Here is a 21,567-nt window from a genome sequence, read left to right on the forward strand (position 1 = left end):
ATTATGTGGTATTGCCATTATACTTCATACCCTGCCAAAAAGCAAGAATCCGGACACTTTTCAGCCGATAAACTCATGCAGAACCGAATCCTCCGGCATATACGGCTTGTAGTCGATCGGCGAAACCTTATCCAGAATCGCGCTGAGCGGTGCAAGGTCGGCCTGCTCGAGCATTTTCTCCTCGCCCTGCAGCTTTTCGCTCAGGTACTGCATGAGGATGTTGGTCTCGTACGGCAGATAGGTGTCCACCGTAAGATCAGCCTGCCCGCGGTACGGCGAAATATACAGTCTCTCGCCTCTCCGCACCGAGTTCCACTGCTTTAAGGTGTACTCCACCGGTGAGCTGCGGAACAGGCTGTCACGCATGGCGCGGCGCAGAAAGCGCAGCATGTGCGGCTCAACGCGGACGTTGCGGTCCGTAAACAGCACACTCGCCACCGAAAGATAGACGCTTGTCGCATGCTTCTCCAGATCGCCCATGATGACCGGATTGAACGCGTGAATGCCCTCGATCATCACAATTTCGTCCTTATGCAGCTGCACCGGACGGTCGTTGCGATGCGAGGTACGCGTTTCAAAGTCGAAGCGCGGCACCATGATTTCCTCGCCTGCCACCAGACGCGTCAGGTGGTCGCGGAGCAGATCCAGATCCATGCACTCCGGACTTTCGAGGTCATTGACGCCGTTTTCCTCGTCAAACGGAATGTCGTAGGTGTCCGAGGTACGGTAATAGTCGTCCATCGAGATCATGTGCGTGTGAATGCCCGCCAGCTCGAGAATGCGGCCCAGACGGTCGTTCGTGGTGGTCTTGCCCGATGAGGATGGGCCATTGAGCAACACGACCGGCTTGCGCTTGCAGTTCGCGGCGATCTGGTCAGCCACTTGATGCAGCTGACGATGATAGTGCTCCTCGCAGTCGTTCACAAAGGCTTCCGCGTCGCATTCGGCGCGGTGATTGATGTATTTCAGTGTGTATTCTGCCATAGACAGTCCCTTCTTACGGAATTACTCACTCATTTCCCTATCCTGATTATTTCTTGGGGAACAGCAGCTTTTTCTTGCCGTTGGCCAGTCTGTCTGCCGCCTGAATGTACTCAAGCGGATATTTCGGATTGTTCGCGCGCTCGATCCAGCCGGTCTCGCGCACGACACGCTTGGAAACACCGCCTGCACCGAGCGACAGAATGGTCTGCAGCTCCTCCATCATGCTCACGTTGTAGAAGCATTCGGTGCCCGGCTTGCACCAGCCGACGTTCTCGAAGCCGCCTGCCATAAATTTCTGCCGGTAGAGATAATACGGGCCGTAGCCTGCGTTCTGCAACGCATGTGCGGCACCGTCCAGCATTTGAGAAACCGTCTCGCGCTGTGCGGCGGCAGCCGCCTTATCGGTCAGATCAGCGCCGCGCTTGATGGCGAGCGTATGCACCGTGATATTCTCCGGCGAAAGATGCAGCAAAGTATCCACAGTCTGTGCAAAAGTCTCGGCGGTGTCGCCGGTCAGACCCGCGATAAGGTCCATGTTGATCTCGTCAAAACCGGCCTGCCGTGCCTGCTCGAATGCGCGGAGCACATCTGCCGAGCCGTGTTTTCTGCCGATTGCAGCCAGAACGGCGTCATTCATGCTCTGCGGGTTGATGCTCACGCGGCCAACGCCCGCGCTTTTGAGCACGCGCAGCTTTTCCGGTGTGATGGTATCCGGACGGCCCGCTTCCACAGTATATTCGCGCAAATGTGAAAAATCAAAGTGATTTTCGAGCGCCGACAGCAGCCGTGCCAGCTGATGCTCGTCCAGCGTGGTCGGTGTACCGCCGCCGATGTAGACGCTCTGCACCCGCTTGCCCGCTGCGCGGACGAGCGCGGCGGTCTCCTCGATCTCGCGGCAGAGCGTGTCCAGATACGGCTCGATGAGTTTACCGGACTGCGCCGTGGTTGCCGATACGAACGAGCAGTAATAGCACCTCGACGGACAGAACGGAATACCGACGTACAGCGAAATATCGTTTTCACCGATGGTCTTGTCCATCTCCATCGCGGTTGCGGCCGCGCGGATGGTCAGCGCCGTGCGCTCCGGCGAAACATGAAAGTGCTCGCGCAGCTCGACCGCCGCCTCGCCGCGCGTCATGCCGCGCTCGATCATGCCGCGCGCCAGCTTGGCCGGACGCACGCCGGTCAGGCTTCCCCAGACCGGAGCCTGCGGCAGAAACGGCACGACTGCGTCGTACACGGTCGTTTTCACCAGTTCGGTGATGGTGCGCTTGTAGTCCAGCGTTGCCAGTCCGGCGATGGAGGCGCGTTTCTCGGCCTCCTGTGTCACGCCATCCATACAGACGATCGCACGCGCGGCGGCTTCGCCGTTCTCCTCGGTCAAAATGCTGCGGCAGTACGGCTCGGTGATCTGCTCGACCGTCTCAACACGCGTTAATGTCTCGGTCGGCAGCAGATGAAACAGCATTTCCTCTACCGCGTGTTTCAGTTCATGATTTTCCAGTGTATAGATCATTTTCCCATCGCCTGCAGCATATATGGATTGTATGCGCGTTCCTCGTTCAGCGTAGAAATGCCCTCGTGACCGGGGAATACCTTGTAATCGCCGTCAAGGTCATGCAGACGCTTCAAAGAGCGCAGCATGGCAGAGAAATCGCCGCCCTCAAGGTCGCAGCGCCCGCACTCGTGACGGAACAGCGTATCACCGGTGAACAGGCAGTCACCGATCCTGATGACGGACGAGCCGGGCGTGTGACCGGGCGTTGCCATGTAGGTCGCGGTCATACCGCCGAACGTCACCTCGGTGCCCTCATTCGCCAGAATATCCGGCGTATCCTGCACATAATTGCGTGCCAGTCCGCGGAACTGACCCATGTTGTCGCGGCTCAGCAGCCAGGTGTCCTTCTCCGGCACAACATACTGTGCGCCGGTGGCTTCGAGCACCTCGTGCGCCGCCAAAATGTGGTCAAAATGCGCGTGCGTCAGCAGCACATACCTGACATTCAGCTGTTCCTCGTTTACTGCGTGCAAAATCGACTTGGCATTGTCGCCCGGATCGATCACCGCGGCTTCGCGGGTTGCTTCGTCATATACAATATAACAATTCGTGCGGACCATGCCCACACAGAGTTGCATTAACTTCATCAGTTATACCCTTTCTTCGGCATTTAAGCCTTCTTCGTAGGGCGGGCTGCCCTCAGCCCGCCGTGGTAAGTCAGTGTAAATTGTTTTATTTCGCAGGGTGAGGGCAGAAGGTGAATTGCCGATAGGCAAGAGAAGCCACTCTGGAGTGCCCCGCCCTGCGGAACAGGTTTATCTTGTCAATGCCGCATGTCCTTGGTGTCCATCCACAGCGTTACCGGGCCGTCATTCAATAGATCGACCTTCATATCCGCGCCGAACTCGCCGGTCTCGACCGGCAGGCCGCTCTCGCGGCAGCGCGCGATGAATGCTTCATACAGCGGGATGGCGGTCTCCGGACGGGCAGCGCTCGTGAAGCTCGGGCGGTTGCCCTTGCGGCAGTCACCGTAGAGCGTGAACTGCGACACGATGAGCAGGCCGCCGCCGACATCCGCGAGCGAGCGGTTCATTTTGTCGTTTTCGTCCGTGAATACACGCATTTTAACCGTTTTATCGGCCAGATAAACCGCATCGTCCACGGTATCACCGTCTGTGATGCCGAGCAGGACAAGGAAGCCCTGTCCGATCTGTCCGTGAATCCTGCCGTCGATCGTCACCGACGCGTGGGAGACGCGCTGAACCAGTGCCCGCATTATTTTTCCTCTTTTCGTAGTAAGTTTTGAATTTAATCTGTTGATTTTTTTGATTTGGAATGGGTGCCAAACCTTGGCTGGGGTTCCAAAAGGGTAGACACCAATGGTTTCTACCCTCTTGGGACTCCCGTTTCCTTTTTGGGATACCCTGAGTGCAGATGGTAGACTTCGCAAGCAGGAAAGGAACGGCAGAGGATTTTTTCTTCCGCATGGTATCCACTTATTCGCATTTCGGATACCGTACTGCTACATCCAATTGGGGTCTACGCTGGGTGCGGCATAGCAGTGCCGCGCAACTCCTTTGATGATACCAGTTAGATACATCGTGGGGCTCGATGACCCATCGAGCCTTTGTAAACCTTCTACACCAGCCAATGCCTCCCCTTTTAGGGGAGCCTGAAACGCGCAGGCACAAGCGCTTTCCGCGTCTCATTTTCCATTCTCAATCATCAATTATCAATTCGTATCAACCGTTCGGGTGACATCCACGACGCCCTTGATGGAACGCAGGCGGCTGATCATATTATCCAGCTGATGGACGCTCGTGACGTCAACCATGGCGTTGATAACGCCGTAGCCGTCGTTGAGGTCGCGTGCGGAAATCTCATGCACATTGATCTTACTCGATGCAAACGCCAGCGTAACATCGCTCAGCACGCCGATACGGTTGCGCGTGGAAATCTGCAGACCTGTAGAGAACTTATTGACATGACCGGCATTGGCCGCCATATCCTCATCCCACCAGGCACGGACCCAGCGGTCGGGTTCTTCCTCGATATGGACATTCACGCAGTCGCGGCGATGGATGGAAACACCGTAGCCGCGGGTGACAAAGCCGACGATCTCGTCGCCCGGAATCGGCGTACAGCAGCGGGCAAACTTGACCAGACAGTTATCAATGCCTTCGACAACAACGCCGTCGCTGGATTTATTCTGGCGGCGCTGCTGCTGCTCATTCTGCGGATGTGCGGCACGCTCTGCCTGCTCGCGCTGGCGGCGCAGCTTGCCGACATCGTCCTTAACCTTATTGATGACCTTGGTCAGCATAATGCCGCCGTAGCCGATGGCCGCGTACAGCTCATCGACCGTGTTGAACGAGAACTTGTTGAGCGTGTTCTTCTGCACCTCTTCGTTCTCATAGAAGCCGTTATACAGCAGGTTGGCACGCAGCTCGCGGTCGAGATCCTCCTTGCCGTTGACGATATTTTCCTCGCGGCATTCCTTCTTGAACCACTGCTTGATCTTGTTGCGCGCCTCGGTGGTCTTGACGATCTTCACCCAGTCACGGCTCGGACCGTGCGCCTCCTTGGAGGTCAGGATCTCGACAATATCGCCGTTTTTCAGCTGGCTGTCGATCGGTGCGATACGGCCGTTCAGCTTGCAGCCGGTCATGCGGTTGCCGACTGCCGAGTGAATCGCATACGCAAGGTCGATCGGCGTTGCACCTGCCGGCATGTTGACCACATCGCCCTTGGGCGTAAAGACGAATACCTCGTCCGCGAACAGGTCAACCTTGATGTTTTTGATAAAGTCCTCGGCCTCGGTGTCCTGCTGGGCTTCAAGCAGCTGGCGAATCCACGCGAACGCTTCCTCGTTGCCCTTCTTATCCAGACCCTGCTTGTACTTCCAGTGCGCCGCAACACCGTATTCCGCCATTTTATGCATCTCTACGGTACGAATCTGCACCTCAAACGGGATGCCCGCTCGGCCGATGACCGTCGTATGCAGCGACTGATAGCCGTTCGGCTTCGGCGTGGAGATATAGTCCTTGAAGCGGCCCGGAATCGGCTTGTACAGGTCGTGGACATAGCCGAGCACGTTGTAGCAGTCCGCCACGGTATCGACAATGACGCGCACGGCGCAGATATCATAGATCTCGTTGATGGTCTTGTGCTGGGCATACATTTTGCGGTAGATCGAGTAAATATGCTTGACGCGGGCCGAAATTGCGTTGTGGATGTTCGCTTCCTTCAGCTTGGTGCTGATGCGGTCCTGAATGCCCTGCAGGAATTCCTCGTGCTGCTCGCTCTGAGCCTTTAAGCCTTCCACAATCTCGTTGTAGCCGATGGGATCGAGAACCTTCAGCGACAGATCCTCCAGCTCCCACTTGATGCGGCTCATGCCGAGACGGTGCGCGATCGGCGCGTAAATCTCCATGGTTTCCAGTGCCTTGTCGCGCTGCTTGCGCTCGGGCAGGAACTGGAAGGTACGCGCATTGTGCAGTCGGTCGGCCAGCTTGATGAGGATAACGCGGATATCCTTCGCCATGGCGAGGAACATCTTTCGCAGGTCCTCGAACTGCTCCTGCTCCTTGGAGTAGCGCAGCATGCCCAGTCGGGTTACGCCGTCCACCAGCTCCGCGACCGGCGTGCCGAATTTGTTTTCGATCTCCTTGTAGCCGAACTCGGTGTCCTCAATGCAGTCATGCAGCAGCGCTGCACAGATGGAATCCGTATCCAGACCCATCTCCACAACGATCTCAGCGACAGCGACCGGATGAATGATATACGGCTCACCGTTGCGGCGCTTCTGTCCCTCATGTGCCTTGGCCGCACATTCGTATGCCGCGCGAATCTTCTTGATATTCGCCTGCGGGTTTTGTTTTTGTACGCGTTCGATCAAAAAATCCAGTTTCGTTTGCATAGATCCTTCCCCCATTCGTGTCACCCCGCCATACTTTGCAATGTGGCAAGGACAACCGATCCGGAAATATCGGCCTTGCCCTCGTAGGGTTTGAGCAAAATATTGAGCATGCCTTCCTTGAAATGATAGCTGATGAGTCCGGACTCCTGAAAAACGTCCAGACAGACGAACAGCTTGCCGATGTTAATGTCGCGTCGGCTTTCCCACGCAACCCGGCGGGAAAGTGCCCCGTCCGGTACGGAAAGCCGTCCGTCCTCCGCGCGGCAGGTCACATGCCGCCAGACAGCAACCAGATCCTTGCGGTCGGGCAGGAGCAGACGCGCTTCCCTTGCGGTGAGCGGGCCGTCCTGCATGAGTGTATTATACAGATTGAGAATCTTCTGATCTGCCAGATGCTCGCAGTCACTCAGCTGCACATCGCAGATGGTCAGCTGCACCGAACGGCGGCCTCGAAATTCGTTGATCTCCAGATGAAAGGCGGCATCCACGGTGTTGCCCTCGACAAAGCCGAGACCGCCCGCACCGATGCCGAACCAGATTGCAGAAAAACGCTTGCCGTCCTTGATGAGCGACAGACGAACGTGCCGATCGCTGGACAGCGGCGTAATCTCCTCAACGGTCATGTTCTTCATGCAGAACACAGGCTCCGCGTTTTTCATGCCGTACGGCTCGAGTACGCCCAGAGATTCGATGTTCTCCTGCGTCAGCCACTCCGGCTGCACCATGCAGTCGATGTGCAGCTGCGGAACGAGCTCCGCCATGGTGACATGCGTTTCCGCGTACTTGCGCAGGCGCGTGCGGAGTTCTTCGATCCTGTCCGCCTGCACGGTCAGTCCTGCGGCAAGCGCATGACCGCCGTAGCGCTCGAACAGGTCCTCACACGAGGTGAGCGCCTCAAACAGATTGAAGCTGCCGATCGAGCGGCCGGAGCCCTTGCCTACGCCGTCCTCGTCCACCGAGATGAGCACGACCGGACAGCCGTAGCGGTCGCACAGGCGCGAGCACACAATGCCGATAACGCCCTGATGCCAGCCTTCTCCGGCCAGCACGATAATTTTATCCTCAAGCGGGTTGTATTCGCGGCGCAGGCGTGTGAGCGTCTGCTCGAGTATCTTGTTCTCCTCGCTCTGGCGCAGCTTGTTCTGCTCGCAAAGCTCGGCGGCAAGCGCCTGTGCGCGTATCGGATCTTTCGTCAGGAACAACTCTGCTGCCAGTTCGGCCTTGCCCATGCGGCCCGCCGCGTTGATGCGCGGCGCGAGCACATAGCTGATGGTCGAGGAGGTCAGGCGTCGGTTCTTCATCCCCGCCTCACGCAGCAGCATTTCCAGACCGATATTTGCCGTCACGGACAGCTTTTTCAGTCCTTCCGCCACAATAATGCGGTTTTCACCGACAATCGGCATGACATCGGCTACCGTGCCGAGCGCTACGAGGTCGGCGTACCGGTCGAGCACGGAAAGCGTGTCGCCCTCGAGTGCGCAGATCAGCTTGAATGCCACACCGACACCCGCAAGACTGGAAAACGGATAGGTATCGTCCGTCCGCTTGCAGTCCACGACCGCCTGCGCGTCCGGCAGGTTTTCGTGGCACTCGTGGTGGTCGGTAATGACGACCTGCATGCCGAGCTCGCGTGCGACGGCAATCTCCTCGTTGGCTGTAATGCCCGAGTCCACCGTGATGAGCAGGCGCGTGCCCTGCTCATACAGCTGCTCCATCGCCGGACGAGTCAGACCATAGCCGTCCGTCAGACGATTGGGAATGTAATATTCACATTTTGCGCCCTTGCTGCGCAGATAATCCACCAGTGTGCACGTTGCCGTGATGCCGTCCACATCGTAATCACCGTAGACCACCATTTTCTCTCCGCGATCTATTACATCGCGGATGACCTCGACTGCCTTATCCATATCGGTCAAACCGAACGGATCATGCAGTCCTCGCGCATCGCAGCTCAGGTAATCCGCCGCAGCCTGCGGTGTGTCGATGCCGCGCGCCGACAGCACCGCCGCCGTCAGCGGTGTATAGCCGGTCTCCCGCGACAGCACCCGCACCCGCTCGGTATCCGGCGAGGCGATCACCCATCGCTTTGCTCTCATATTGAACGATCCCTTCCTGAGTCACGGCAGCAGCACGCCTTCCGGCGCCTGCGTATAGTAACTCCGATTTTATATTATCACTATTATACCAAAACACACCCAAAATCACAACATCTTTATCAAATACAGAAAAAACAGGTGTCTCGCTAAGAAACACCTGTTTTATTACACATTTCGACTTTATTTATCGCGTTTTCCGCCGTTTTTGCGGGCGAGAATCGGGCCGAGATACTGTCCGGTATACGAACCCTCGCACTGTGCAACCTCCTCCGGCGTACCGCAAACGACCAGTCGGCCGCCGCCGTCGCCGCCCTCGGGACCGAGGTCGAGGATATAGTCCGCAGTCTTGATGACATCCAGATTGTGCTCGATGACAACAACCGTGTTGCCTGCGTCCACCAGCTTCTGCAGAACATCCACAAGCCTGTGGACATCTGCGACATGCAGACCGGTGGTCGGCTCATCGAGGATATAGATTGTCTTGCCGGTCGAGCGTTTGGACAGCTCGGTCGCCAGCTTGGCGCGCTGCGCTTCACCGCCGGAGAGCGTTGTGGAGGACTGCCCCAGCTTAACGTAGCCCAGACCGACCTCGCGCATGGTCTCCAGACGGCGTGCGATCTTCGGCACGTTGGCGAAGAACTCACACGCTTCATCCACCGTCATATCCAGCACTTCGTAGATGTTTTTGCCCTTGTAGCGCACCTCGAGCGTCTCCTTGTTGTAGCGGCGCCCCTTGCACACATCGCAGGGAACGTAAACGTCCGGCAGAAAGTGCATTTCGATTTTGAGCAGGCCGTCACCCGAGCAGGCCTCACAGCGGCCGCCCTTGACATTGAAGGAGAAACGGCTTGCATTGTAGCCGCGTGCCTTCGCATCTGCCGTCTTGGCGAACAGTTCGCGGATGTCGTTGAACACCCCCGTGTAGGTCGCCGGGTTGGAGCGCGGCGTGCGTCCGATGGGCGACTGGTCAATATCGATGACCTTGTCGAGATTCTCGATGCCGATGAATTCGTCATGCGCACCGGCACGAGTCTTCGCGCCGTTCAGCTCCGCTGCCAGCTTTTTGTACAGGATTTCGTTGACGAACGAGGACTTGCCCGAACCCGAAACACCGGTCACACAGGTCAGCGTGCCGAGCGGAATGGTAAAGTCCGTATGCTTGAGGTTGTTTACCGCACAGCCCTTGACCGTGATGCTCTTGCCGCTGCCTTTGCGCCGGATTTCGGGCACCGGAATGAATTTTCTGCCCGAAAGGTACTGTCCGGTGATGGATTTATCACTTTTCAGCAGCTCGTCTATCGTGCCCTCGAAAACGACCTCACCGCCGTTGCGTCCCGCCCCCGGACCGATGTCCACGATGTGGTCAGCCGCAAACATGGTGTCCTCATCGTGCTCGACCACGATGAGCGTGTTGCCGAGGTCGCGCAGCCGCCCCAGGGTCGCAAGCAGCTTATCGTTGTCGCGCTGATGCAGACCGATGGACGGCTCGTCGAGGATATACAGCACGCCCATCAGTGATGAGCCAATCTGCGTTGCCAGCCGGATGCGCTGGCTCTCGCCGCCGGACAGCGTACCGGACGAACGCGAGAGCGTGAGGTATTCCAGTCCGACCGACTGCAAAAAGCCGAGGCGATCCATGATCTCCTTGATTACTCTGTCACCGATTTTGTGCTGCATTTCGGTCAGCTTGAGCGTGTGGAGGAACTCCATCGCCTTGACGACCGACTTTTCCGCGAACTCTGCGATGTTCAGTCCGCCGAGCGTGACCGCCAGCACCTCTGGGCGCAGACGGCGGCCGTGGCATGCCGGACACGGACTTTCGCTCATCACTTCTTCAATCTCGCCGCGCGACCACTCACTGTTGGTCTCACGGTAACGGCGCTCCAGATTGGGGATGATACCCTCGAACGGTTGGCGCATCACGCCACCCGAAATACGGCTGACCGACAGCTCGAGCGGTTCATCTCCGGTGCCGTACAGCAGCTCGTCGAGCGCCTGCTCGGAGAACTCCTCGATGGGCGTTTCCAGCGTAAAGCCGTGTTTTTTGCCGAGTGCAGTGTAGTACATGCCCGCGATCGTACCCGTGTCGGCGTTCCCCCACCCGGACGCGCGAATGGCGCCCTGCTTGATGGAAAGGCGGCGGTTCGGAATGACGCGGTCGGGATCGACACGCTTCTGAATACCCAGACCGGTGCACACCGGGCACGCACCGTACGGGTTGTTGAATGAGAACATGCGCGGGGTAAGCTCTTCGATGGAAATGCCGCAGTCGTCGCAGGCATAGTTCTGCGAGAACGTGATGGGTTCGCCGCCAATGACATCCGCAATCACCAGACCTCCCGACAGCGCAGACGCGGTCTCCACCGAATCAGTAATGCGTCCGCGGGCGTCCGGACGGATGACAACGCGGTCAACAACGATCTCAATGTTGTGCTTCTTGGTTTTCGCCAGCTTGAATTCTTCCGAAAGATCATGGATTTCGCCGTCTACGCGCACGCGGACATAGCCCTGCTTGCGGGCATCCTCAAACACCTTAACGTGCTCGCCCTTCTTGCCGCGGATGACCGGCGCAAGCAGCTGCACGCGCGTCTTTTCTTCAAGCGCCATCAGTCGGTCAATGATCTGGTCGATGGTCTGCTGGTGTATCTCCTTGCCGCATTTCGGACAGTGCGGCGTACCGATGCGCGCCCACAGCAGGCGCATGTAGTCGTAGATCTCGGTGACCGTGCCGACCGTCGAACGCGGGTTCTGCGAGGTGGTCTTCTGGTCGATGGAGATGGCGGGCGACAGACCGTCAATGTAGTCTACGTCCGGTTTGTCCATCTGACCAAGGAACTGCCGCGCGTAGCTGGACAGCGATTCAACGTAGCGGCGCTGACCCTCGGCGTAGATCGTGTCAAACGCCAGGGACGATTTGCCCGAGCCGGACAGGCCGGTGAACACCACCAGCTTGTCGCGCGGAATCTTGATGTCGATGTTTTTCAGGTTGTGCTCTCGCGCACCTTTAACGTGAATGTATTCCTGCATTTTTATTTTCCTTTATTGTTACGCATAACGGGTTGAGTAATTGAAAATTATCGCCGCAAAGCGGCGCACCTCGTCGCAGCGCGGACGGAACTCGCGCAAGAATAGCGACATTTTCCATTTTCAATTCTCCATTATCCATTTTCAAGCGCCTTAATCTGATCACGAAGCTGTGCTGCGATCTCAAACTCGAGCATCTTCGCGGCCTCCTTCATCTGGCGGGTCAGGCGGGCGATCTCCTGCTGTTTTTCGCCCTTGCTTCGCAGCTTTTTCTTGCTGCTCGATGGCACATTCGAGGTGATCTCGATAACATCCTGCACCTTTTTATGCACAGACCTGGGGATAATCCCGTGGGCCTTATTAAACGCATCCTGCAGCGCACGGCGGCGCTCGGTCTCGTCCATCGCGCGCTTCATCGAGGGCGTGATGCTGTCTGCATACAGCACGACCATGCCGTGCTCATTTCGTGCGGCGCGGCCGATGGTCTGGATGAGCGAGGTCTCCGACCGGAGAAAGCCCTCCTTATCCGCATCGAGAATAGCGACGAGCGACACCTCCGGGATGTCGAGGCCCTCACGCAGCAGGTTGATGCCGACAAGCACATCGTACACGCCGAGACGCAGATCGCGCACCAGCTCCTGCCGCTCGATGGTCTTAACATCGTGGTGCATGTAGCGCACCTTAATGCCTGCAGTTTCAAGGTAATCGGTCAAATCCTCGGCCATTTTCTTGGTGAGCGTGGTGACCAGAACCCGTTCTCCCTTGGCTGTGCGGGCGTTGATTTCGCCAATGAGATCGTCGATCTGGCCATCGACCGGACGCACAACAACCTCCGGATCGAGCAGACCGGTCGGGCGGATGACCTGCTCGACCACCTGCCCCGAGCGCGACAGCTCATACTCGGCAGGTGTTGCGGAAACATACACAATCTGGTTCAGACGGTCGTTGAACTCGTCAAAATTGAGCGGGCGGTTGTCATACGCGCTCGGCAGGCGGAAGCCGTTTTCGACCAGACTTTCCTTGCGGGCGCGGTCGCCGTGATACATGGCGCGCACCTGCGGGAGCGTGACGTGGCTCTCGTCCACGATGAGCAGAAAATCCTTCGGGAAATAGTCGATGAGCGTGTACGGCGCACTTCCCGGCGCACGCCGCGACAGCACGCGCGAATAGTTCTCGACGCCCGAGCAGAAACCGATCTCCTGCAGCATTTCAATGTCGTAGCGGGTGCGCTGCGCGATGCGCTGTGCCTCGATCAGCTTGCCGTTCTCCTCGAAGTATTTCACGCGCTGTTCCAGTTCTTCTTCGAGGTCCTTGATGGCTTCCTCCAGCTTTTCCTTGGGTGTAACGTAGTGGCTCGCCGGAAAAACAGCAATATGCCCCAGTTCACCGAGAGAAACGCCGGTCAGCGGGTTAATACGGCTGATGCGGTCCACCTCATCACCGAAAAACTCGATACGGACAACATCCTCATCCGAGTATACCGGCCAGATTTCCACCGTGTCGCCGCGCACGCGGAAGCGGTTGCGCTCGAACGCAATGTCGTTGCGCTCATACTGAATGTCTATCAGTCGACGGATGAGCTCCTCGCGGCTCATCTCCATGCCCGGACGGATGGAAATCACCATGCTCTTGTAGTCGATCGGGTCGCCGAGCGAGTAAATGCACGAAACCGAGGACACGATGATAACATCGCGCCGTTCGCTCAGCGCCGAGGTCGCAGAGTGGCGCAGGCGGTCAATTTCATCATTGATGGCGGAATCCTTCTCAATATAGGTGTCGGTCGAGGCGATATACGCCTCCGGCTGGTAATAATCGTAGTAGGATACGAAATATTCTACCGCATTCTCAGGAAAAAATTCGCGCAGCTCGGTGCAGAGCTGTGCGGCCAGCGTTTTATTGTGCGCGAGCACCAGCGTCGGGCGCTGGGTCTGCTCGATGATGTTCGCCATGGTGAACGTCTTGCCCGAGCCGGTAACGCCCATCAGCGTCTGCTCGGTCAGACCGTTGTTGATGCCCTCCACCAGTTTGGCTACCGCCTCCGGCTGATCGCCTGCCATTTGGTAGGGGCTGTGTATCTTAAATTCCGGCACAGAGCGTACCTCCTTTTTTGCCACTCAGTATCTTTTTCGCAAACTTCCGCTTCTTAATCGACCGATAGATGTGAAATTGCTGCGTGCCACAACGCAGTGATCGACCAGCTCCAAACCCAGTTCGGAGAGCGTGCGCTGCAGACGGTCAGTCATATCAAAATCCTCCTGCGAAGGTGTCGGCGTGCCGTTCGGATGATTATGCGCCAGCGCAACGCCTGCCGCACCGGCCATCAAGGCACCGCGGGCAATCTTGTAGCTGTCCACCTGCACCCGCGCATGTCCGCCGCGTGCGATCTCCTCGCACTTGAGCACACGCCCCGCGCCATCCACATAGGCGGCCAGCAGCACTTCCTCCCGCTCGGCGCACAGCTGCGGCACGAAATATGCGCCGATGCGGTCATAGGTGTTCAGTTTGTCGGTAAACTGCTCCATTTTCGCCACATCCGCCTGATAACGGTGAAACAGGGCAAAGCACAGGTGCAGCAGCTCCGCCGAGCGCGGACCGACGCCTTCGACCGTCTGCAGCTCGTCCTCGGTTGCCTCGAGCACCGCATGCAGTGAACCAAACCGCTGCATCAGCCGGTGTGCTGTCGGGTTGGTGTCGCCCTGCCGCACCGCAAAATACAGCAGCATCTCCAGCACCTCGTGGTCGCTGAAGATCTCCAGTCCGAACCGGCGGAATTTGTCCAGCATGCGCTGGCGATGGCCCATATGCGGGTTGTCTGGCATAACGGGTGCCCTCCCTTCCAACTATATCGATGGCTTTACCGTAGGGCGGGGCACTCCATAGTGGCTTCTCTTGCCCTTCCGGGCAATTCACCTTCTGACCTCACCCCGCCGTTGTAAGCCGTCTACACCTCGTGAGAAGCGGCGGGATGAGGTCATCCCGCCCTACAATAAAAATAATGCAGATGATTTAGAAGTGTATCTTCTCCACCGCCTGATTGAGCGCTCTGGTTACCAGCGGACTGTCCTTAATCTCCGGGAACGGAACGGTCGGCTGCGGTGCGCCGTCATGCGGACGCAGGCTCTTGCCCATCCAGAGGACATCGCGCCACTGACCGAATTTATACATGCTCTCCTGATATGCGCCCGAGATGATAAAGCCCATGGCTTTATGGAACTTCATCGACCGCTCATTCGGTGAAGTGATGCCGACGTAGATATTATAGTATCCCTGCATCGCCAGCAGTTCAAACAGCGCGGCGTAAATCGCACCGGCGATACCGTGGCGGTGCTGCTCCTGTGCAACGTAGATGGACGTTTCGACCGACCACTGATAGGCAGCGCGGGTACGGTGCGGCGCAGCATAGCCATAGCCGACGACCTCGCCGTCAATGCGGCAGACCAGCCACGGCAGCTTTTGGGTATAGGTGCGCCACCGGCGGGTAAACTCCTCTATCGAAGGAGCATCGTACTCGCTCGACACAGTGGTTTGAATAACATACGGCGCATACAGCGCAAGCATCTCGGCAATATCTTCTTCCTCTGCAGGACGCAGAACAACTTCCGGCATGATTTTTTCCTCGTTTCGATATAATCTCGATATAAGTATACCGCATTCATTTTTTATGTTCAATAGAAGATTATCAAAAAATCGCACATTTGTTCGCCTTGTATATGCTGATTTTTTTACAGTATAATTCTTGCCGTTCTATATAATATTCTTTGTCATTTCAGCCGATTGCATTTTACCCTGCCGAGTAGTATACTATGAAAAGCACTGACGAAAACGGCGTTTCGCCCTGCCGGGGAAGAGAAGGAGGCATCGCGCATATGGTTCGCTACGGTTTTATCCATACCAAAGAGGATATCAAGTTTCTGGTCCTGTTCGCCATGGATCTGCTGCCATTTCCGGTCAGCTTCAGCACCATTGTGGACTTAACGACCTGGTGTGACGAAGGCTTTGGCTACTTCGAGCTGAGCGAGGCTTTCTACGAGATGGTCCCGACCGGGCACATCGAGGAGATACCCGACGAAGGAGAAACCCTGTACGCCATCACCGAAAAGGGACGTGAGGCTACCCGCATTTTCGAGAAGCAGCTTCCCTATCCGGTCCGCGAAGCCGCACAGCGCTCTGCGCTGCGTGTCGTCCGCCAGATCCGGCGCGACGCCGGCATCCACACCGCCGTCACCGAGCACGGTCCGAACGACCTGACCGTCCGCATGGAAATGGAGCAGGTGTTCGCGGTGGAAATGAACGTCGTCAGTCACGGACAGGCTGCCATGCTCGAGCGTACCTTTAAGGAAAACGCCGAGGCCATCTACCAAACATTGCTCGCCGCAATGACCAAAAACTACGCAAACGAGAAAGAAGCGCAAAAACCTTGAAACACATGAAGCAACTCGGTGTGCTGCTTGCCTGCTGTGTCGGCGGCTCACTGCTCTCCCTTTTACTCCGCGGTCTGCTGCCCGGCAACGTGCTCGGTCTGACCCTGCTGCTCGCCCTGCTCATCTTCGGTGCGGTTCGTCTGCACCATGTAGAGAGCGTAGCGGATTTTCTGCTGCAGAACATGGCATTTTTCTTTCTGCCCGCCATGCTGGGCGTGCTGGAAATCTGGAACGACATCAAAAGTGAAGCACTTGCCATTCTTGCCGTCTGCCTGCTGACCACGCTGTGTACTGCCGCTGCTACCGCACTGACCGTACATATCGTGTTCCGTCTGCAGCATCGTGAAACCGAGGAGGCGTTCGACCATGACTGATCTTCTCTCCTCCTCGCAGTTCTGGCTGCTGGTTTCCATCGGTTTTTATGCGCTTGGCGTAGAGATTCAAAAGAAAACCGGTTCTGCGGTCTGCAATCCGCTGCTGATTGCCTCGATTCTGGTCGGTGCGCTGCTGATCGCAACCGGCACCCCCTATCAGACCTATGAGGAATCCGGCAAGCTGATCTCGTTCTTCCTGACGCCGGCAACGGTAGCGCTTGCGATCCCGATTTACCGCAAGCTGGATGTACTGCTGAAAAACCTGCTGCCCATTCTGCTCGGCGCGTTCGTCGGCTCGATGGTATCCATCGGCAGCGTGCTGCTCTTCAGCCATCTGTTCGGTCTGAGCGAAAGCACGACGCTTTCTCTCGTGCCGAAATCGGTAACAACTCCGATTGCAGTCGCGGTAGCCGAAATGCTCGGCGGCGTAACCTCCATCACCGCGATTGCGGTTGTCGTCACCGGCATCATCGGCGCGATCATCCTGCCGACCTTCCTCAAGTGCATCGGCGTGCGCAATCCGGTGCAGATGGGCCTGTCCATCGGCACGGCAGCTCACGCAGTCGGTACCTCGCGCGCCATTGAGCTGGGTGAGACCGAAGGCGCAATTTCCGGTCTGGCGATCGGCGTTGCCGGTCTGCTGACGGCACTTATCGTTTCCATCGGCTCTGCTATTTTGCTGTAAGCAGTAATTGAAAATTGAGAACGAAGAATGGAAAATATCGCTATCCTTGCGCGATACCCTAATTCTCCATTCACAGAACCACCTTTCCCCTGCATAAAATGCAGGAGAAAGGTGGTTTTTCTATGGTGATCCATGTTGTTCGGCCGGGTGATTCGCTGTACCGCATTGCGCAGCTGCATGGTATTCCCCTGCCGTTCCTCATCCAGCAGAACGAGCTGCACGAGCCGTACCGGCTTACGCCTGGGCAGACCATTGTCGTTCCGCAGCCGGCAAAAACGTACATCGTCCGCCGCGGCGACACGCTCGGCAGCATTGCCGCGCAGAACAGCACAACCGTGATGCAGCTGTGGCAGAACAATCCACAGCTTGGCGGCACCGACCGCATTCAGCCGGGGCAGATGCTTGTACTCAGCTATGGAAATAAGCTGGGACGCTTTGCGGTGAACGGCTACGCCTATCCGAGCATCGACCTGCGCGTTCTGCGCCGAACACTGCCCTATCTGACGTACTTATCCGTATTTTCCGTCGGTTTTGACAACGCCGGACGCATTTTACCGTTCTCCGCCGAGCTGCTCGTGCGCATGGCGCGGCAGTATCAGGTAAAACCTTTGCTCGTTCTGACAACACTCGGCGAGGACGGGCAGTTCTCCGGCGAACGTGCCCACCGGCTGCTGAACACCCCGACGGCTCGCGCGGCGCTGATCGAAAATCTGGCACAGGTACTGGCCATGCAGGGTTTCGCCGGTGTGGACATCGACTTTGAGTATGTGCCGCCGGAGGACGCGGACGCATATGCCGCGTTTGTCCGCTCGGTCCGCGAGCGGCTCTCGCCTGCCGGATACACGGTCTTCGCGGCACTCGCGCCTAAAACCTCCGCCGCGCAGCAAGGTCTTCTGTATGAGGCGCACGACTATGCCGCGCTCGGCTCTGCGGCGGACCGTGCCCTGCTGATGACCTATGAATGGGGTTACACACTGTCCGCTCCGATGGCGGTCGCGCCGATTAACAAGGTAGAGCAGGTCGTGCGGTTTGCCGTGTCGCAGGTGCCGCCGAATAAGCTGTTCATGGGCATCCCGAACTACGGCTACGACTGGGCGCTTCCCTATGTGCAGGGACAGTCGCGCGCCCGTAGTCTGGGCAACGTGCAGGCCGTCGAGCAGGCGATTCAGGTCGGCGCGCCGATTCATTATGATGACACGGCACAGTCTCCGCACTACAACTACTGGCGCGACCGTGCCGAGCACGAGGTCTGGTTCGAGGATGCGCGTTCTATCCGTGCCAAACTGGCGCTTGCCGGAGAATATCAGCTGGCAGGCGTCAGCATCTGGAATATCATGCGGTATTTTCCGCAGCTGTGGCTCGTGCTGAACAGCCTGTACGACATCGAAAAGCTTGGATAAAATTCACCAAACCGACCGAATTTCCCCTGTTTCGGTCGGTTTTTTCCGTGCTTCGGCAGTTTCTCCTTGGATTTCCATTGCAAAACGGTTACAAAACCCGCTATCATACGGTGCATGGGAATTTCCCGCAAAATCCAAGGAGGTATCTACCTATGAAGTTCAAGAGACTCGTGCCGCTGGCACTTGCGCTTGTCATCGCATCCACCACTGCTGCAGAAGCTGCACATCTGCAGCAGAACCGCTTTTCGTTCGTCGTGCGTCCGAGTTACACGCAGACGGTCAGCCGTCCTTCTGCGAGCAAGCCCTCACAAAGCACCGCCGCGAACAGCAGCTACGCCGCGCAGGTGGTCTCACTGGTGAACGCCGAGCGTGCCAGACAGGGACTGCCCGCGCTGACCATCAGCACCACGGTGCAGCAGGCGGCGCAGACCCGCGCAGGAGAACTGCAAACCAGCTTTTCGCACACGCGCCCGAGCGGCGCATCCTGCTTTACCGCGCTGACCGAGGCCGGCGTTTCCTACGCGCGTGCCGGTGAGAACATCGCCTATGGCCAGAGCACGCCGGAGGCTGTTGTGCAGTCGTGGATGAACTCGTCCGGCCACCGCGCGAACATTCTCAGCAGCAGCTTCACCTCGATCGGCGTCGGCTGTACCGTTGTGAACGGAACCGCATACTGGGCACAGCTTTTCACCGCATAAACGCAAAACAGACCGCATTTGCGGTCTGTTTTGCTCTATCCTGCCGTTTATCACGAGAGCGGATATACCTCACCGTTGATGGTGACCAACTGCACATTATCCAGGTCAAATGCACGCGCAAGCACCGCAATCTCGGTGTCGATGCGGTCGGTGTCCTCGGTGGAATTGAAACCGTAAGTGTACAATGTCCGATCGATATCGGCGTTTTCATCCAGAATAACGTACTCCGAGCCGTCCTTCATCTGCACGCTCAGCGTATCCACATCATCCACCGTGCAGTGCATATCCGCGTTGCGGATGCGAATGCCGATCTGCGACAGGGTTACATCACCGTCTGCGCTCGTCAGGTACGGCATCTGCTGAAATTCCGGCAGATCGACCGCCAGAACCGTCTTTGCGGTACCCGCTCCGTCCGCACGCACGGTCGTTTTACCCGGCTCGAGCGCCTCCAGACGGAGCGGCTCTCCCTGCCTGTAATCGCTCGAAATCGCAAATGCGCCCTCGAAATAGTAGTCGTTGTCGGTCGAACGTGCGGTATCGAGGTAAAATTCACTGCCGCAGAAGCCGCTGTCGCCGTACATGACCTCGAAATCAAGCTGTCCCTCCTCGGCATAGCACGAGGACAGCGTGGACCATGTGATGTCTGGCTTGTTCTGATAGCTGTCGATCAGATGCGCCAGCGTGAACGGCTTTACGCCGTCCTGCTTTTTGTTTGCAAGGTGCAGACTGATCACACCCGTACCCGCACTCTCGTCAAACAGCACGGACTCCACCGACAGACGGTAATGCTCGTTCTCGTCGGTCAACTTGGCATTGTCCGCCGTCTGCACATACCCTTCGAGATTCGCGTCTCCGCCATTCGGAAACAGCAGTGGAAACCAGCTCTGTGCATTCGCGGCAAATGCGGTTCCGCCGATGCACAGCGCGGCAGCCAGTCCGGCGCAGACGATTTTCTTTGCTGAGAAACGGCGTACCGGCTTGCTTTCTCGCTCGGGCAGGCTGTCCAGCGCCCTGCGGACACTGCGGTCAAATTCTTCGGTCATTTTCGGGAAATCATTATGGTTCATCATGCGAAGCACGCTCCTTTCAAGTCCTTGCGCAAATGCTCTCTTGCCGCTCGGAGACGGGTCTTGACCGTGTTTTCCGGTATGCCGAGCATTCCGGCAATCTCACGGGTCTTAAAGCCCTCTAAGTAGTACAGCTCCACCGGCAGGCGCAGCTTTTCCTCCAGTGCGGTGATGGCGGCATACAGGTCACTGTAATCATCAGCCGCAGGCGCCGGTATCGCCTCTGCAGCAGCCGCGTCATACGGCGCAAGCCGCTGCTGACGGCGCAATATCGTGCTGCACTCGTTGATGAGTATGCGGACCAGCCACGTTTTGAAATACCGCGTGCTGTGCAGCGAATCCAGCTGCTCCCAGGCCCGCAGGATTGCCTGCTGCGCCGCGTCTGCACAGTCATGCTCGCTGCGGAGCATGGTTTTCGCGACCCGGTACAGCGTAGGCTCGGCTGCCAGCACCGCGGAGGTAAATTGCTCTCTATCCATCATAAGCGAATTCTCCTTTCCGAAAGCGTCCGGACAGCGCAGACAGGTTTCGTCAAAAGCGCTTCCTGTCTGCGGCTTTCATCTATTAGACGGTTCGGTGCGGCAAATGGTTTTGTACAAGGAAAAATTTTTCGTACTTGCATTTTGCATTACCTATTATACAGTACAAGCACACAAAACGAAATCGGTACAGAGATTCAAAACACATTTCCCCACCGCATCGCACAATACAAATGAATAAATGACGAATGCTGAATCTCCACGTTCATTTTCCATCCTCAACTCTCCATTCCTGAACCGATAGACAAAAGTCTCCCGCCATGGTATACTGTCCTTATCTGGTATAGTTAATCCGATCCAAAAGCAAGTTACTTATTGATAACCATTATCAAATAAAAAATATTATTTATTTTTAAGAAAACCTATTGACATTTTGGCACAACACGGTTATACTAAAGTTGTTCCAAGGAGAGAAAGGAAGGAACGATTTGAGAATCACACATGAAGCGGATTATGCAATTCGTGTGACCTATTGTCTGGCACTTGCAGGCGAAAAGCAGTGCGCGAAGGATATTTCCGAGGCAACCGGCGTAACACTCCGGTTTGCGCTTAAAATTCTCCGCAAGCTGACGCAGTCCGGTATTACAAAATCCTATAAGGGCGTTGCCGGCGGCTATGAGCTGAACCACTCCCCATCGGAGATCAGTCTCGGCGCGATCATCGAATGCATTGATGGTCCGATCGCCATCAATCACTGCCTTGCAAATGAGTTCCAGTGCACACACATGGGCACCCAGAATGAATGTGATTTTCATCGCGTGTTCTCGGAGATCAACCGATCTCTGCGCGATCAGCTTTGTTCGATAACAATGGATCGTTTCCTGCCCCCTCAAAAATAAATTTGTTCAACGATACAGGAGGA

Annotated in this window: 19 protein-coding genes; 7 read left to right on the forward strand and 12 right to left on the reverse strand. The window is 56.9% G+C overall.

The features are described 5' to 3' along the window. Window positions 1–60 precede the first annotated feature (60 nt). The 9 genes from DW724_RS07450 to DW724_RS07490 all read right to left on the reverse strand — a co-directional run bounded on the left by DW724_RS07450 (window position 61) and on the right by DW724_RS07490 (window position 14,304). Window positions 61–984 carry a uridine kinase family protein gene (locus tag DW724_RS07450; RefSeq protein ID WP_118761114.1) on the reverse strand — a complete coding sequence of 308 codons (924 nt, stop codon included), beginning with the start codon at window positions 982–984 and terminating at the stop codon, window positions 61–63. A gap of 46 nt (window positions 985–1,030) precedes the next feature. Beyond that, window positions 1,031–2,500 carry a coproporphyrinogen dehydrogenase HemZ gene (gene hemZ / locus DW724_RS07455; protein ID WP_118761115.1) on the reverse strand — a complete coding sequence of 490 codons (1,470 nt, stop codon included), beginning with the start codon at window positions 2,498–2,500 and terminating at the stop codon, window positions 1,031–1,033. After that, window positions 2,497–3,129 (reverse strand): MBL fold metallo-hydrolase, encoded by a 633-nt coding sequence (locus DW724_RS07460; RefSeq protein WP_110435250.1) that lies wholly within the window; start codon window positions 3,127–3,129, stop codon window positions 2,497–2,499. The genes hemZ and DW724_RS07460 overlap by 4 nt, the downstream gene beginning before the upstream one ends. Before the next feature lie 176 nt (window positions 3,130–3,305). Continuing rightward, window positions 3,306–3,758: a D-aminoacyl-tRNA deacylase gene (gene dtd, locus DW724_RS07465; RefSeq protein ID WP_118761116.1), complete on the reverse strand. Its 453-nt coding sequence runs from the start codon at window positions 3,756–3,758 to the stop codon at window positions 3,306–3,308. Window positions 3,759–4,214: 456 nt separating this feature from the next. Then, complete coding sequence (locus DW724_RS07470) at window positions 4,215–6,401, reverse strand: RelA/SpoT family protein (RefSeq protein ID WP_110435252.1); 2,187 nt, start codon at window positions 6,399–6,401, stop codon at window positions 4,215–4,217. Window positions 6,402–6,421: 20 nt separating this feature from the next. Beyond that, on the reverse strand, window positions 6,422–8,497 hold the full coding sequence (gene recJ, locus DW724_RS07475) for a single-stranded-DNA-specific exonuclease RecJ (RefSeq protein ID WP_118761117.1): 2,076 nt from the start codon (window positions 8,495–8,497) through the stop codon (window positions 6,422–6,424). 180 nt (window positions 8,498–8,677) lie between these two features. Beyond that, a complete protein-coding gene (gene uvrA / locus DW724_RS07480; RefSeq protein WP_118761118.1) occupies window positions 8,678–11,524 on the reverse strand; it encodes an excinuclease ABC subunit UvrA in 2,847 nt (948 codons plus the stop codon). Window positions 11,525–11,655: 131 nt separating this feature from the next. After that, a complete protein-coding gene (gene uvrB, locus DW724_RS07485; protein ID WP_242994852.1) occupies window positions 11,656–13,578 on the reverse strand; it encodes an excinuclease ABC subunit UvrB in 1,923 nt (640 codons plus the stop codon). Between the two features lie 57 nt (window positions 13,579–13,635). Further along, complete coding sequence (locus tag DW724_RS07490; protein ID WP_442861269.1) at window positions 13,636–14,304, reverse strand: JAB domain-containing protein; 669 nt, start codon at window positions 14,302–14,304, stop codon at window positions 13,636–13,638. Between DW724_RS07490 and DW724_RS16400 the strand changes: the two genes are divergently transcribed. Continuing rightward, a complete protein-coding gene (locus DW724_RS16400) occupies window positions 14,292–14,342 on the forward strand; it encodes a hypothetical protein (RefSeq protein WP_442861270.1) in 51 nt (16 codons plus the stop codon). The two genes, DW724_RS07490 and DW724_RS16400, sit on opposite strands and share 13 nt — an antisense overlap. A gap of 185 nt (window positions 14,343–14,527) precedes the next feature. On the opposite strand, the gene DW724_RS07495 is transcribed toward DW724_RS16400, so the two are convergent. Next, window positions 14,528–15,127, reverse strand: coding sequence for a GNAT family N-acetyltransferase (locus DW724_RS07495; protein ID WP_110435257.1), 600 nt, complete (start codon window positions 15,125–15,127; stop codon window positions 14,528–14,530). A gap of 260 nt (window positions 15,128–15,387) precedes the next feature. On the opposite strand from DW724_RS07495, the gene DW724_RS07500 reads away from it, so the two are divergent. From DW724_RS07500 to DW724_RS07520, 5 genes are all read left to right on the forward strand, one after another. Beyond that, complete coding sequence (locus tag DW724_RS07500) at window positions 15,388–15,942, forward strand: DUF4364 family protein (RefSeq protein WP_158579384.1); 555 nt, start codon at window positions 15,388–15,390, stop codon at window positions 15,940–15,942. Window positions 15,943–15,947: 5 nt separating this feature from the next. Beyond that, window positions 15,948–16,316 carry a CidA/LrgA family protein gene (locus tag DW724_RS07505; RefSeq protein WP_147357269.1) on the forward strand — a complete coding sequence of 123 codons (369 nt, stop codon included), beginning with the start codon at window positions 15,948–15,950 and terminating at the stop codon, window positions 16,314–16,316. Continuing rightward, window positions 16,309–17,001, forward strand: coding sequence for an LrgB family protein (locus tag DW724_RS07510; RefSeq protein WP_118761119.1), 693 nt, complete (start codon window positions 16,309–16,311; stop codon window positions 16,999–17,001). Before DW724_RS07505 ends, DW724_RS07510 begins: the two co-directional genes overlap by 8 nt. Window positions 17,002–17,123: 122 nt before the next feature. Next, window positions 17,124–18,401 (forward strand): glycosyl hydrolase family 18 protein, encoded by a 1,278-nt coding sequence (locus tag DW724_RS07515; protein WP_118761120.1) that lies wholly within the window; start codon window positions 17,124–17,126, stop codon window positions 18,399–18,401. Between the two features lie 152 nt (window positions 18,402–18,553). Then, window positions 18,554–19,099, forward strand: coding sequence for a CAP domain-containing protein (locus DW724_RS07520; protein WP_118761121.1), 546 nt, complete (start codon window positions 18,554–18,556; stop codon window positions 19,097–19,099). A gap of 50 nt (window positions 19,100–19,149) precedes the next feature. Here the strand turns inward: DW724_RS07520 and DW724_RS07525 are convergent, their stop codons facing one another. Together DW724_RS07525 and DW724_RS07530 are read right to left on the reverse strand one after the other, a co-directional pair. Continuing rightward, on the reverse strand, window positions 19,150–20,169 hold the full coding sequence (locus DW724_RS07525) for a DUF4179 domain-containing protein (protein WP_118761122.1): 1,020 nt from the start codon (window positions 20,167–20,169) through the stop codon (window positions 19,150–19,152). Then, window positions 20,166–20,648 (reverse strand): RNA polymerase sigma factor, encoded by a 483-nt coding sequence (locus DW724_RS07530; RefSeq protein WP_243105705.1) that lies wholly within the window; start codon window positions 20,646–20,648, stop codon window positions 20,166–20,168. Before DW724_RS07530 ends, DW724_RS07525 begins: the two co-directional genes overlap by 4 nt. 485 nt (window positions 20,649–21,133) lie before the next feature. Here DW724_RS07530 and DW724_RS07535 point away from each other — a divergent pair, with 485 nt between their 5' ends. Then, the gene (locus DW724_RS07535; RefSeq protein WP_118285485.1) at window positions 21,134–21,544 is read left to right on the forward strand and encodes an RrF2 family transcriptional regulator; all 411 of its coding nucleotides are present in this window, start codon (window positions 21,134–21,136) and stop codon (window positions 21,542–21,544) included. The last annotated feature ends 23 nt before the right edge of the window (window positions 21,545–21,567 follow it).

The sequence above is a fragment of the Butyricicoccus sp. AM27-36 genome (genome assembly GCF_003480945.1).
Taxonomy (GTDB): Bacteria; Bacillota; Clostridia; order Oscillospirales; family Butyricicoccaceae; genus Agathobaculum; species Agathobaculum butyriciproducens.

Coding starts and splice junctions, on each gene's coding strand:
- DW724_RS07525 (WP_118761122.1), bottom strand. CDS start 20,169: ATGATGAACCATAATGATTTCCCGAAAATGACCGAAGAATTTGACCGC.
- DW724_RS07510 (WP_118761119.1), top strand. CDS start 16,309: ATGACTGATCTTCTCTCCTCCTCGCAGTTCTGGCTGCTGGTTTCCATC.
- DW724_RS07520 (WP_118761121.1), top strand. CDS start 18,554: ATGAAGTTCAAGAGACTCGTGCCGCTGGCACTTGCGCTTGTCATCGCA.
- recJ (WP_118761117.1), bottom strand. CDS start 8,497: ATGAGAGCAAAGCGATGGGTGATCGCCTCGCCGGATACCGAGCGGGTG.
- DW724_RS07530 (WP_243105705.1), bottom strand. CDS start 20,648: ATGATGGATAGAGAGCAATTTACCTCCGCGGTGCTGGCAGCCGAGCCT.
- DW724_RS07500 (WP_158579384.1), top strand. CDS start 15,388: ATGGTTCGCTACGGTTTTATCCATACCAAAGAGGATATCAAGTTTCTG.
- DW724_RS07490 (WP_442861269.1), bottom strand. CDS start 14,304: ATGCTGGACAAATTCCGCCGGTTCGGACTGGAGATCTTCAGCGACCAC.
- uvrB (WP_242994852.1), bottom strand. CDS start 13,578: ATGGCAGGCGATCAGCCGGAGGCGGTAGCCAAACTGGTGGAGGGCATC.
- hemZ (WP_118761115.1), bottom strand. CDS start 2,500: ATGATCTATACACTGGAAAATCATGAACTGAAACACGCGGTAGAGGAA.
- DW724_RS07450 (WP_118761114.1), bottom strand. CDS start 984: ATGGCAGAATACACACTGAAATACATCAATCACCGCGCCGAATGCGAC.
- DW724_RS07495 (WP_110435257.1), bottom strand. CDS start 15,127: ATGCCGGAAGTTGTTCTGCGTCCTGCAGAGGAAGAAGATATTGCCGAG.
- uvrA (WP_118761118.1), bottom strand. CDS start 11,524: ATGCAGGAATACATTCACGTTAAAGGTGCGCGAGAGCACAACCTGAAA.
- DW724_RS07515 (WP_118761120.1), top strand. CDS start 17,124: ATGGTGATCCATGTTGTTCGGCCGGGTGATTCGCTGTACCGCATTGCG.
- DW724_RS07470 (WP_110435252.1), bottom strand. CDS start 6,401: ATGCAAACGAAACTGGATTTTTTGATCGAACGCGTACAAAAACAAAAC.
- DW724_RS07505 (WP_147357269.1), top strand. CDS start 15,948: ATGAAGCAACTCGGTGTGCTGCTTGCCTGCTGTGTCGGCGGCTCACTG.
- DW724_RS07460 (WP_110435250.1), bottom strand. CDS start 3,129: ATGAAGTTAATGCAACTCTGTGTGGGCATGGTCCGCACGAATTGTTAT.
- dtd (WP_118761116.1), bottom strand. CDS start 3,758: ATGCGGGCACTGGTTCAGCGCGTCTCCCACGCGTCGGTGACGATCGAC.